The organism is Cloacibacillus sp. (genome assembly GCA_036655895.1).
Classification (GTDB): Bacteria; Synergistota; Synergistia; order Synergistales; family Synergistaceae; genus JAVVPF01.
In genome coordinates this window covers 1-13,158 of sequence record JAVVPF010000043.1, presented here as the reverse complement: position 1 = coordinate 13,158, position 13,158 = coordinate 1, and the positions used below count along the sequence as shown (strand labels likewise).

Here is a 13,158-nt window from a genome sequence, read left to right as displayed (position 1 = left end):
CGCGGCTCCGTTATAGATGTCGTCGTACATTTTGAGCACGACGGGGATGTCTTCTTCAAATATTCTGCCGTCGCTGACGAAGCTTTCGGGGACGCAGCAGGGGTATTCTTCGCAGCAGATCTTGGAGGAGCTTTCGTCTTTACGGTGGTAGGATATTTTTCGTTTGTCCAGGTCGAGCGTCCAGATTTTGACGCCGGTCTGTTCGACGGCGATGTTTATCGTCTCTTCGCGGACGCGCCCCTCAAACAGCAGTCTGCGCTCGGTGGTGATGTCGGTGTAGACGGCGTAGAAGTATACGTTGCCGTCCGCCCTTCGCACTGGCATGGCGTCGATGCTGACCCATATATATTTGTTGTCCGGCCCCCTGAGGCGGTATGTCTCGCTGATTTTCGTCATGTTGTAAGCGGCGTCGTCGAAGGCTTTTATCACGCGCGCCTTGTCTTCAACGTGGAGGCCGGCATAGGCGTCTTTGCGGTAATGTATCAGGAGGTTGTCGCGCGATGTGTCAAGCAGGCGGCAGACGCCGTCGTTGAAATAGATGGGAAAAAGCGCGCCGCCGTCGTAGCGCAGCACGACGATGCCGGCCTGCACCGTGTCCATGAGCAGCGTCATCTCCGCCTGCGAGTCGAGCAGGTCCTGCTGAAGTTTTTTTTCTGTGTGAGAGACGGGGAAGAACTCGTCCTTGTCCTGAAGGCCGCTTAGTACGCAAACGTGTATGGAGCGGATCTTAACGGCACCGCCCGCGCGGGAGCAGGTAATGTTGATGTTCATGGCGCTGATGGCGTGCTTTTGCGTAAGGTCTTCGACGCTTAAGTCCATGACGGCGAGGGCCGACTCGTCTCCCATATTTATCTCGTGATAGTTGGATATCTTCCACGCAAATTTAGCGGGCGTCACCTCCATCTCACGATAGAGCATTTCTTTTACGGCCTTTGCGCCAAAGGCTTTCTCGCCTTCGCCGCAGCCTATCCAGCAGATGTCGTCCGAAAGCAGAGCGAGAGTCTTTTCTACATCTCTGTGCAGCAGATATTCATTGAGATAGGTCTCAATTATCTGTTTTATGCTGTTCACTCTTCAGCCTCCGTCCCTCTTCTTTTGTTATCAGAGAATATAATTCGCGGCACAGCCTCTTTGGGTCGAACGGCTTTGTGATGTGCGCGTCCATCCCCGCCTCTTTTGATTTTTTTATGTCGTCGTCGAAGGCGTTCGCAGTCATTGCGATTATCGGTATGTGCGCGGCGTCTTTTCGCGGCTGGCGCCGAATGTTTCGCGCCGCCTCAAGTCCGTCCATTACCGGCATACGGATGTCCATCAGTATGGCGTCGAAAAAGCCGAGCTGGGAGCCGGCGAATGTTTCAACGCCCTCTTGTCCGTTCGTAGCGCAGGTGACGAGGACGCCGTTTTTTTCAAGCAGTCTGCGCGCTATCTGCATGTTGAGCGGATGGTCCTCGCAGATGAGTATCCGCCGTCCGCTGAGGTCTGCCGAAGAGGAGTTTTGTTCTTCGTCGGGCAGAACGCCCTGCACGCGTTCGAAATCCAGATAGACAATGACGTCTGTGCCTTTGCCCAGAGTGCTTGTCACTTCGATGCGTCCGTTCATTTTTTCCACGAGATTTTTTACGATGGACATGCCTAGGCCCGTGCCCATGTAGTTCGAGGAGATGTCGCGGCGCTCCTGCTCGAACGGCTCAAATATTTTTGGCAGAAAGTCGGGGCTGATGCCGATGCCGCTGTCGCGCACCGTGAGTTTCAGACGCGAGAATTTTTCGTCGCGCGAGAGGCACTCTATCAGCCATTCTATTTTTCCGCCCTCCGGTGTGAATTTTGCGGCGTTTGAGAGGATGTTTATGAAAATCTGCTGGAAGCGCACTTTGTCCATGCGCGCCACCGTCGGCTGTGTGTTTATTTTTTTTATCTGGAAATCTATATGTTTTTCGCGCATCATCGGCGCTATCGAGGCGCTGACTTCATCTATGAGCTGCGTCGCGCGGATGTCCTCCAGGTTCAACGTCAGTTTGCTGCTTTCTATGCGGTTCATGTCGAGCGTGTCGTTGATGAGCGAAAGCAGATATCCGCTTGCCGATTTCATTGCGACGAGGTTCGCGCGCGCCTCGCCGGTCAGCTCAGGCAGGTCGAGCGTCAGGTTCGTCAGCCCTATGATGCCGTTCATCGGCGTGCGTATGTCGTGGCTCATGCGTGAAAGAAAATCGGATTTCGCCGCGTTTGCCTTTTCCGCCGCGGCAAGCGCCTTTTTCAGCGTCTCCTGACGCGTTTTTTCTTTGTTGACGACCTCGGTGAAGTCGCTGACTGTAAAGAGGATGGTCCTCGTTTGGCGCTCTATGAATGAAAAACGAAGCTGCTTGCTGCGCACGCGGCCCTCAGCGTTTCTCTGTGTGAAGGAGAGGGAGTAGACGTTTTTCTCATCAAGCGCCTCCAGTATTTTTTTCACAGTGACGCTTTGCGGTGCAAGATGCTCGCTTTTGTGCGCAAAAAGGAAGGCCGCCATCGCCTGTTCGTAGCGTGGAAGCGTGAAGTCGCAGGCGTCTCTTGGGCTTGAGAGCATCGTGTAGCTGTCATTTGCGCCGTGTATGCAGCCTATTATGTCGTAGCTGCTGTCGGCTATCTGTTCCATCGCGCGCTTGGAAATTTCTTCGCGGTCGGTGTCGTAGGTGTATAGGAAACAGACGATGTGCTCGCTGTTTGGCTTTTTGAATAGCTTCACCGTGGTGGAGGTCCATTTGAAGACGCCGCTTTCCATTCTGCGCTGCAAACGGAAATCTCTTGTGGTGACGCCGTTTTTGAAATCGTTTATCAGCGCCTCGGGCTGCACCGCGGCGAGAAAGGCGCTTCGCTGCTTTTTGTCGGGCAGGCGCATGCAGAGGGAAGAGACGCCGCGCTCGTAGTCTTTGCCGGCGTAGATTTTTTTGAACCACTCAAAGGGCGACGCGACCTCTTCTATCTCGCCCGTTGAGATGTTGGCGCGCATACTGCCGATGAAGTTCTGAGAGATTATCGCGTTCTTGTAGGAGACCTCTTCGTTGTAGCGAGTCTCGGCCAGTTTTTCCGCTGTGACGTCGCGGCCTATGGCGTGCGCGCACTTTGGGCGTCCGCTTTCGTCAAAGACGGTGGTGTATTCGATGCGCTCGCACCACCAGCCGTCGCGCGTCAAGTTTTTCGTCCAGAAGTCGCCGCCCGCCCTCTTTGCGCCGCCTTCTAGGTCGCTGTACATTTCCATGAAACGTTTTATGCAGTCGGGACGGATATAGCCCTCTTCCAGCAGCGAGTGCGGCACATTTTCGATGACCGGGGTAAACCCGTGCACCTTTTGCGACGATTCGTTCTGTACTATTTCGCCGCGGCCTATATTGTAGCTCCAAAAGACGACGTCGGAGTTTTCCGTCGCGATGCGGAATTTCTCCTCGCTTTCGCGGAGCGCCTGTTCGGCCTCCTTCTGAGCTGTGATGTCCATTACGACGCCGTTCATCACGGCGGCGCCGTTCACCTCCTCAACGAGGCCGCTGCAAAGGATGTGGCGGATGCTGCCGCGCCCAGTTACGATGCGCATCTCCCATTCCAGATAGCGCTCGTTGCGTTCAAGCGCGCACGCGATTGTCCGGCGCACCAAGGGAAGGTCCTGTGGATAGATATATTCGCCGCTTCTGTTGTGGAGGCGGTTTTGCATCTCCTCAGCAGTGTACTCGTGGATGTCGTAATATCTGTCGTTTCCGTAAAGCAGCGTAAAGTCGTCATCCAGGCGCACGGAAAAAACGCCGCCGAGCTTAGAGGCGCGGTAGAGGTCAAGCTGATATTGACAGTCGTTCAGTTGTGAGGGCACTGCGCCGCTGTTTTGCATGAAACGAGCCCGTTCTCAGTCCGTTATCTTTTTCAGCGCCGCGCGCTGAGCTGCGACCTGTGCGTACAGTTCGTTGACGCCGGCGTATTCTTTTCTGCGAAGAGGCTCCACTACGGCGCTCAGCGCGGAAAACATCGGAGTGAGCCCCATGTTCGCGGCGACGCCCTTAAGCATGTGTGACGCGTCGAAGGCGGTCTGGTGGTCGTCTGAGGCTATCGCCTCTTCGAGCGCGAAAAAGCCCGGGTCGTCAACAAACTGTTCCAGACATGAGAGGTAAAGCTCCTCGTCGTTCAAAAATCTTGACATTGCGCCATCAGTGTCGGCGCCGTACTCTTTCAGCCGCTCCGTCAGCGTACTCATTTTGCCGTATCTTCCTCTCCTGAGATGTAATGGTAAAGCGTTCTGTACAAGTGCGCCGGTTCTATCGGCTTTGTAAGGTGCGCGTTCATGCCCGCGTTGCGGGATTTTTCAACGTCGTCGTCAAAGGCGTTGGCCGTCATTGCTATTATCGGCACGGTCTTCGCCGATTTTTTGTGCAGGTTGCGTATGCCGCGCGTCGCCTGGAGGCCGTCCATGACGGGCATACGGATGTCCATGAGCACCGCGTCGTAATATTTTTCCGGCGCGAGCGTTATCATCTCTATGGCGCGGAGGCCGTTCTCAGCCTGGTCGACGGCAAAGCCCTTGCGTTCAAGCAGTTTTCTTGCCACCTCTATGTTGAGCGGATGGTCTTCGACGACGAGGATCCTGTGCCCCGAAAAGTCGAAGTCTACGGGCTCTTCCATTATTTCTTCCACATGTTTTTCGTCGAGCGCCTTGCTGAAGGCGGAGGCGAGCGATGATTTGAAAAGAGGTTTGCTGATAAGCATATTGACTCCGGCAAGCCGCGCCTCGTGTTCTATGGAGGCCCAGTCGTAGGCCGTCATAATTATTATCGTGACCTCCGGCCCTACTATCGCGCGGATGGCGCGCGCCGTCTCTATGCCGTCCATCTCCGGCATCTTCCAGTCCACGAGGATGAGGTCGTAATGCGCGCCCTCGTCCCATTTCTCGCGCACGCGTTCGACCGCCTTTTTGCCGGAATCGATCCATTCTGCCTTCATGCCCATCTCGCTCAGCGTGATGACGGTGTACTGGCATACCGCCACGTCGTCGTCTACCACAAGCGTATTCAGGCGTTCAAAGTTATGGCTCATTTTTTTGAAATAGCCGGCGGTGGTCTCTTCTGTGACGCCGAGCTTCAGCGTGACGGTAAATTCTGTGCCGACGTCCACGATGCTGCGCACCTCTATCTTTCCGTCCATCATCTCAACGAGGTTCTTGCAGATGGCGAGGCCCAGGCCCGTGCCGCTGTACATCGTCTTGAACCCCGCCGCGTGCTCCTGCGAGAACGGCTCAAAGAGCTGCGGGATGAACTCTTCGCTGATGCCGCAGCCTGTGTCGTTTATGGAAAAACGCAGCTCGGCGTGAGTGCCGGTCCTTTTGAGCTGCTTTATCTCCATGGAGACGCGCCCCTTGGAGTCCGTAAATTTTATGGAGTTGGAAAGAATGTTTATCAGCACCTGCTGCAGCTTCATCGCGTCTCCCATGTAGGAGGCCTCGATGTGGTTGTCGACCACGCATTCGTAGTCGATGTCTTTAGCCTTCGCCTGAGAGTAGCAGATGGAATTTATGGAGCCTATCAGCTCTGCGAAGGGGACCTTTTCGTTTTTCAGCAGCACCTTGCCGCTTTCTATGCGGCTCATGTCGAGGATGTCGTTTATGAGCGAGAGCAAAAAGCGCGAAGAGATGCCTATCTTCGAGATGCAGTCGGAGACCTGCTCCTCGTCGCCGATGGACTGGGCCGCGATGGCGGCCATGCCCATGATGGCGTTCATCGGAGTGCGTATCTCGTGGCTCATCCGCGAGAGAAAGTCCGTCTTTGCGGAGTTCGCCTGCTTCGCGGCGGTGAGCGCGTCTCTCAGCATCTCGTTCTTTTGCTGTTCTTCCGCTATCTCCCTTGTGATGTCCGTCGCAGAAAAAACGATGAGGCCCTCGTCACGGTCCAGATAGGAGAAACGCAGGCGTTTGTGGCCGACGCTTCCGTCCTTTTGGCGCGCCGCGTAGGTGATGGTGTAGCAGTCGCTTTCGCGGAGCTGCTCTACAACGTTTTGCAGGCTCTTCTGCCGCTCGATGCGCTCTCTGTCCTCGGGCGCGTTCTCCAATGCTACGAGGCCCGCTATGACCTCCGAATATTTCTTAAGGTGGACTGGCGGGGCCACGGCCGGGCTTTTGTCGTTCATTATCTCCATGTGGCTCTCGTCGGCCGTGTTGACCACCGCTATATAATCGTAGTCGCTTTCGACGGTGTGCTCCATGATGAGCTGCAGCGTCTTAGTCCTGTGGATGTCAAAGGTGTAGATGAGCGCCTCTATGTCGTCCGTCGCCGGATTTTTTGTTATCGTGATGTGCGTGGCGAGCCACTGGCAGCGGTTTTCGTCGACCCTGTATTTGTGTTCTAGGTGCAGATGCGTGATGCCGGCGTCGAAGCTCGCAAGCAGATTTTCTCTGTTAAAGAGTGCCGCGTGGCGCGCCCGCTGCTCCGCGTCCGGTATCTCTTCGTATACCATGCCGAAAAATTCGTCCACCGTCTTTGCGCATCTGAGCTTCAGCACATACGGAAAAATACACTGGCCGTCGCCGCAGAGGTTTTGCGAAAGGTTCAGGCGGAAGGAGCCCATGATGTTTTCTTCCACGATGCTCTTGTAGGAGAGGTTCTCTTCGCCGGAGGCCGAACTTTGGGCAAAAAGGTCTATCAAAACTCCGCGGGCTACCGGCGTCGTGTGCGTGCGGTCTATGGCGCCCGCCGCCTTCACGCGTTTTATATTTCCCGCGGCTGTAATTATGCGCAGCTCGCATTCCAGGCGCAGCGCGCCGCTTTCTCTCGCCTCGCGGCAGAGGGCCAGGACGCGTTCCGCGTCGTCAGGATAGATGCTGCGCGCAAATTTATTTTGCGTCTGCTGGAAGAGGCCGTCTTTTGTGCATCCAAATATTTTATAATAGCTTTCGTTTGCGGAAAGAAGCGTGAGCTCGTCGTCCAGGCGCACGGAAAACGCTCCGCCTCCGGCGGCACGGCAGAAAATATCCAGTATCTCTTCAAAATTATCTCTGTAATATTGATCCATAGTGTTCCTCCTTAGTGCCGCTTTCCGCAGGGCGCCCCCGTTCACGCCAGAAGCTTTTGCCGTTGGTTACGCCTCTGCGAGCGGTTCGCCTATATGCAGATAATGGACCTTCACGCTGTGTCCATCCCACTGCTCAAGGCGCGCCTTGATATGCACCGGCGTGCGGTGGTCTTTCATGAGCGTCGTTTCCTCGTAAAAATCTTCGGTGTGCTCTCCGATATATTCGCAGCGCGCGCAGTTGCGGCACTGGTCCCAGAAAAGTTCGTAGCATCGTCTGTCCATGCACTGTTCTTTATCCTTTTGGAGGACTGCGCAGGCGGTGTCGTTTATATAAAGTATCCTGCTTGTCACCGCGTCGCATACGAACATCGCGTCGGAGACGTTGTCCAGCATTTCAAGAGTCTTTTGTTCAAAGACGGATGGCGGCACGACGCTCATCTCTGGCAGGAATATTTCAAATTGGCTCTTGCCGTGGCGCTTTGCGGAAAAAAGCGCGCGGTCGGCGTTTCTGTAGAGGTCGTTGTGGCTCATGCCGTAATCGGGCGAGAAACAGACGCCCGCCGAGCAGGAGATGGTCACATGCTCCGCGCCGAGCGTGACGCGCGAACAGAGGCGGTGCAGCTTTGCTTCAAGCTGCGGCATCGGCGGAAGATACGGAATAAAGAGGGAAAACTTGTCGCCGCCTATGCGCGCCACGATCTCCGTCTCAGGGAAGAGGGCAGCGATGTAGCGGCCGACGGCGTAAAGCACGCGGTCTCCCGTGACATGCCCGTAGGTGTCGTTCACGGTTTTGAAATCATCGACGTCGAGGATGATGAATACTCCCTTTGGTTCGCTGTTTTCGATGAAGAAATGGTCTATGCGCGCCTCGTATTCGGCGCGGTTGAAAAGCCCTGTCAGCGCGTCGTGTTCGGCGCGCTTTCTCATCTCTATGATTGCGGCGTTTATTTCTTTTTCGCGCTCAAATTTTTCCATCTTCGCGTAGGCCATTGCGTTTTTCATGCGCATAGAAAACTGGCGCGGCTCTATCGGGCGCGGGATGTAGTCCGTTATCTCCAGATTTATGATTTTCGACGCGGCGGCGTCAGCCTTGTCGTAAATTACGACGGCGGGGACGGTCAGCTTTTTGCAGGTTTTGACGAGGCCCGATATCTCGTCCTGGCTTACCTCGGCGGGCAGGCTCAAGATGAGCGCGCAGAGGCGCATCTCCCACCGGCGCAAAAGCGCGGCCGCCTCTTTTGCGGTCTGCGCGCGCTCAAAACGGCAGCGGTGCCCGTATTCTTTTTGCAGCAAAGGAAGGTCGGCTTCGTCTGCGTCAAACAGCACGGCGACGGGCCGCGCCTCTTCGGCGGCCGTCCCAGTCTCGCCGGCGTTTTGCTTTGCCTCGACCTGTATCTTTGATTTGAGAAGATGCGCCTCGAACTGTTCCTGCGGCATCGGCTTCGCGTAATAATATCCCTGCGCGTACTCGCAGCTCAAAGACTGTAAAAGCTGCACCTGCGCCGCCGTCTCTATGCCCTCTGCCACCACTTTGAGGTCCATCCATTTTGCGAGGCTGATGATGAAGCTCAGTATGCTGCGGTCTCTGTGTTTTTTTTCTTCCTTCTGTATGAAGCGCATGTCCAGCTTCAATATGTCGATGGGAAGTTCGGAGAGCATGTTCAGCGACGAGTAGCCCGTCCCGAAGTCGTCCATCTCGATGATGAAGCCGTATTTTTTGAGTTTGGAGACGGTCTCTATAAGCTGTTCCGGGTTCTCCGTGTATGCGGACTCCGTTATCTCCAGATGCAGGTCGCGCGGGCTCAGCTCGTATTTCTGCACGAGGGCCAAGATCATCTGAGGCAGGTTCGGGTCGTAGATGTCCGTGCGCGAGACGTTGATGGAGACGGGCGTCGTGACGTTGCCGGCGTCCCTCCACGCCTTTATTTTCTGGCAGCAGAGCTCCCATATATACAAATCCATGTCGGTGATGAAGCCGTTCTTTTCAAAAAGCGGGATGAAGCTGTCCGGCGTCATGAAGCCCTTTTCGGGATGTATCCAGCGCACCAGCGCCTCCGCGCCGACTATCTCGTCGGTCTTCAGGTCGTACTTCGGCTGAAAATAGGCGGTGAACTGGCCTTCGGCCAGCGCTTTTTTCATATCGGAGACGATGAGCTGCTCGTCAAGGAGCTTGCGGCGTATCGCGTCGTCATAATAGGCGAAATAGGTGTCGTACTTGCCCTTTATCGACTCCTTCGCCAGCATCGCCCTATCGCACATGATGTTGACCGGCGTCGAGGCGTCTTCTATATAATAGATGCCGTAGCGCAGCACAAGGTTCAGCCGGATGGTGTCGGAGAACTTGTTCACCTTTTCCATGGAGTCAATAAAATAGTTTTTTTGATAGCTTTCCCTGTGCTCTATGAGGCAGGCAAACTCGTCTCCGCCGATGCGCCCGCAGAAGCCCTTTTCGGGCAGCGTCTCCATAATGACGGCGCCGATATGTTTTAGAAGAGCGTCGCCTACCTGCATTCCGTACATATCGTTTACAAGCTTGAAGCGTTCGACGTCGAGACAGATAATGTCGTATTTTTTATCTGGATTGCTCTGAAGCGTCTCCTTCACCTGTAAATAAAAATAGTCCTTGCCGTAGACTCCGGTCAGCGCGTCGTGCTGCACGGAATTTATGAAGGCGGAGCTTTCCTTGAAAGAGATGGTGTTCGCTATGCGGTGCTTTATTATCTCGGGCTTGTAGGGCTTCAGCACGTAGTCGTTCGCGCCCAGCGAAAGCGCCCTCACCTCTGCGTCCTCGGAGTTCTGTCCGCTTGCCACGATGACCGGTATTTTTGAGAGATAGGCGTCCTCGTGCATCTGTTTCAGCACTTCGTAGCCGTCGAGCACGGGCATGACTATATCAAGCAGCACCACGGAGATGCTCTCATAATTTTTACGCAGTATGGAAAGAGCGACCTCGCCGTTTTCAGCCTCAAGCACGTTGTAGTCGCCGCTCAGTATTTTGTGGAGTATCCTGCGGTTGATGGCGTTGTCGTCCACCACCAGGATGTTTTTTTTGAGAGAAGCTATAGACGGCATGAAGACGCCTCGTCGATGCGCACCGTATTTTCGCGTCTGACCGTATTGTTTCTGTGCGTATCTTTGTGATTGCTCTGCATAGCGCCGCCTCCATATTGATCTTCGTTGGTGAAATATTGCCATAGCCGCCGCTCTTGGCAAAGCTTTTAAAAAACGCGCCGACATTTTAGGCCGGCATAAAGATATCAGCGATTCTTCGGTTGCTATTTAAAACACAGGCCATATAGCCTGTATAACTCTGCATATATACACCGTAAATTATACTATACTTGGCTGTGAAATACAGTATAAAGTTTTGTTTTTTAAAAAACTTTCAGAGTAGCGCTTTGCCGCGCGCCGCCGGCGCGAAAAGTATTAAGAGAAAAGGCGGCACGGGCCGCGCCGCCTTTTTGGGGACGCGTATTGTTTCGTTTGACATGCACCGAAGCGCCGTCTTATGATATTATTAAGCTGAATACACGGGCCGCGGTCGGCCCTTTGTTTGCGCTTTCTCTTTATTACGCTTTATCATTACATAGAGGTGGATAAAAATGTTCTTTAGAGGTCCGATATTAAAATATTTAAGTATATTTCTTTCAGCCGCGGCAATGCTCGCAGCAACGGGTTCCCTCTGCGCCGCGGCGGACGAGGCTGAGTTCGCCCCTTATTCCCGCGAGACGAGAGAACACATGCAGAGCTGGGGCTTCCCGCACAAAGAGGGCGTCGTGCTCGTGCTCTGCGGCGGCGGCATGAAGGGGCTCTCTCACATCGGAGTCTTTGAGGTGCTTGCAAAGAACGACATTCCGGTAGCCGCCATAATAGGCACCAGCATGGGCGCTATAATGGGCGGCCTTTACGGCTCGGGGTACACCACGGAGGAGATGCGCGCGATGCTGGCCGACGTGGACCTGATGGAGGTCATGTCCGGCCGATCGGGCGCCTACCTGAACAGCCCCGGCTACAACAGGCCGAAGGCGGTAGATGATTCGCTCTTTTCCGTCACAGTGGACAAAGATAAAAATGAACAGGGGCGTCTTGGCGCGCTCAACGCAAAGGATCTCTACGCCTTTTTGAGCGACCTCACCTCGGACGTCGCGGTCACTGACTTCGACCAGCTTCCGATACCGTTCGCCGCGGTAGCGACCAACCTCGGCAACGGAGATACCGTCATACTGCGCAACGGCAACCTGGCCTCCGCGCTGCGCGCCTCGATGTCGATACCGGTCATCTTCGACCCGTGGCCGATGAACGGAATGCTTTTGGTGGACGGCGGCCTCAAGGCGAACCTGCCGGTCATTGAGGCGAAAAAACTTTTCCCGGGACATCCGATAGTCGCGGTGAATCTTTCCGACGAAGACATCTCAAAGGGCAATGAGGAATTTCGCACGATGTTCGACGTGGCGGCGCAGACGCTCGACATCCTGATGGTGGGCCAGATACGCCGCAACCTCGAGCAGGCGGACGTCGTCATCGCGCCAGACCTGCGCGGCATAGGCACCTTCTCGTCGCAGGGCTACGACAAAATAATAGACCGCGGCGTCGCTGCCGCCGAGGCGAAGATCCCAGAGCTTCGTATGCTCGTAGCCGACAAATGCCATACGTGGGACCACAGCAGAGCGCCGCGGCCTTCAAGGCGCACGCTCACCGTGGCCGAGGTGCGCTTTGAAGGAGTTCCCGAAGGCGTCGCCGAGGCGCTGCACAAAAAATACGAGTCATGGATAGGCAAGCCGCTAGACATGAAGCTCGTCGCGCAGACAGTTGCAAAAATATCTTCGCGCGAAGACGTGAAGTCCGTCGACGGGCACACGGTGAACCTCTCGCGGAACAAAGTAGCCGTCGTCTTCCAGATAGAACGCCCCGCGAAATACGCCTTCGGCATAGACGGCTTTGCCAGCAACCTTTATCCGAACCGCTGGGTCTCGCTTTCCGCGATAGCGCACGACACCTTCATGCCGGGCGACTCCGCCTCGCTTGAATACCGGCTTGGCACGAACTGGGGCGCGATGCTGCGCTACTTCACGCAGCAGAATGAAAACGACGCCCAGCTGGGGCTGGTGCTTTCCGCGCGTCAGGAGGACTATAAACCGCAAAACTTCGGGTATGCGGAGCTGGAAAGATATTCGGCCAAAGCCGCGTGGTACAAGTCCGTCGGTTCGCGCTCGCGTCTTGGCCTGGGCTACGCCGCAGAGCGCGTCACCTCGCTTGGCACAGACGATAAAAACGACCACGGCCCGTACATGAGCTTCAGCTTCAACACGCTGGACGACCCGATAATGCCCACCTCGGGCCTCGTCTTCAACACCGACCTATGGTACCGCGTAAACTACAACCTCATCTCGGAGACGCAGTTCCGCACCTACATGCCGCTCTTTAAAAAGAGCAAGGTGATACTTGCGGGCGGCCTTAAGACCGGAGACGCAAACGACCTGGCCTACGCCGCGACGCTCGGCACGCGTCAGGAACTTTACAGCCTGGGCTACCATCCGATGGTCGGAGATCAGGCCTACTGGGTGCATCTCGGCTTTGAGAAGGTCTACATGCGCTCATGGTGGGGCGGCATAAACCTCGAACTTTTCGGAAACTACGGACAGGTGATGCGCGACTGGTCGAACAGCGGCAGCCGCTGGGAGGTTGGAGCCGCGCTCTCCGTGCCGATGAACAACTTCAACGGCAAGCTGCTGCTCATTTACGATCAGGACGGCGGGTTTACGATAGGCTATTCCGTCGGCATCCCGAGGTTCTGGGACGGCCCTCTGCCGTAAAAGCTGATAAAAACAATAAAGCGCGAAGGGCAGAACTTGCGTTCTGCCCTTCGCGCTTGTCTTTGATGATAGAGGCGTTTTCTGGTTTTAGATTATCAGTTTGCCGCCCTTTGTTGCGGCCGCCGCGTCGAGCTGGTTCAGCACGTTGGCGCCCGCCACTTCGATCTTCGGTTTCTTCGCGGCTTCGGCCTTCGCGAACTCCTGAAGCTGCTTCTCGTAGTCGTCCATAGATTTTTTGATGCCCTCCACGTCGCCGCGTATCCACTGAAGGATGCCGTCGGTGATCGTCTGGTACATCGCGTCGTCAGGCTCAGACTGGATCACTTTG

7 protein-coding genes are annotated in these 13,158 nt (G+C 55.3%); 1 reads left to right on the top strand and 6 read right to left on the bottom strand.

What is annotated here, in order from left to right:
• The 5 genes from RRY12_11440 to RRY12_11420 all read right to left on the bottom strand — a co-directional run.
• Positions 1-1,071: PAS domain-containing protein (locus tag RRY12_11440; protein MEG2185284.1), on the bottom strand; the 1,071-nt coding region annotated here is incomplete at its 3' end.
• Positions 1,046-3,853: an ATP-binding protein gene (locus tag RRY12_11435; protein ID MEG2185283.1), complete on the bottom strand. Its 2,808-nt coding sequence runs from the start codon at positions 3,851-3,853 to the stop codon at positions 1,046-1,048. The genes RRY12_11440 and RRY12_11435, both read right to left, overlap by 26 nt.
• A 15-nt stretch (positions 3,854-3,868) precedes the next feature.
• Positions 3,869-4,213, bottom strand: coding sequence for an Hpt domain-containing protein (locus tag RRY12_11430; protein MEG2185282.1), 345 nt, complete (start codon positions 4,211-4,213; stop codon positions 3,869-3,871).
• Entirely contained in the window at positions 4,210-7,017 is a 2,808-nt protein-coding gene (locus tag RRY12_11425) for a response regulator (protein ID MEG2185281.1), read from the bottom strand. The genes RRY12_11430 and RRY12_11425 overlap by 4 nt, the downstream gene beginning before the upstream one ends.
• 66 nt (positions 7,018-7,083) lie before the next feature.
• Positions 7,084-10,089 (bottom strand): EAL domain-containing protein, encoded by a 3,006-nt coding sequence (locus RRY12_11420; protein ID MEG2185280.1) that lies wholly within the window; start codon positions 10,087-10,089, stop codon positions 7,084-7,086.
• Positions 10,090-10,619: 530 nt separating this feature from the next.
• Between RRY12_11420 and RRY12_11415 the strand changes: the two genes are divergently transcribed.
• Positions 10,620-12,830 (top strand): patatin-like phospholipase family protein, encoded by a 2,211-nt coding sequence (locus tag RRY12_11415; GenBank protein MEG2185279.1) that lies wholly within the window; start codon positions 10,620-10,622, stop codon positions 12,828-12,830.
• A gap of 87 nt (positions 12,831-12,917) precedes the next feature.
• Here RRY12_11415 and RRY12_11410 read toward each other — a convergent pair.
• The coding region (locus RRY12_11410; GenBank protein MEG2185278.1) for a hypothetical protein at positions 12,918-13,158 on the bottom strand (241 nt) is incomplete at its 5' end.

Coding starts and splice junctions, on each gene's coding strand:
- RRY12_11435 (MEG2185283.1), bottom strand. CDS start 3,853: ATGCAAAACAGCGGCGCAGTGCCCTCACAACTGAACGACTGTCAATAT.
- RRY12_11430 (MEG2185282.1), bottom strand. CDS start 4,213: ATGAGTACGCTGACGGAGCGGCTGAAAGAGTACGGCGCCGACACTGAT.
- RRY12_11425 (MEG2185281.1), bottom strand. CDS start 7,017: ATGGATCAATATTACAGAGATAATTTTGAAGAGATACTGGATATTTTC.
- RRY12_11420 (MEG2185280.1), bottom strand. CDS start 10,089: ATGCCGTCTATAGCTTCTCTCAAAAAAAACATCCTGGTGGTGGACGAC.
- RRY12_11415 (MEG2185279.1), top strand. CDS start 10,620: ATGTTCTTTAGAGGTCCGATATTAAAATATTTAAGTATATTTCTTTCA.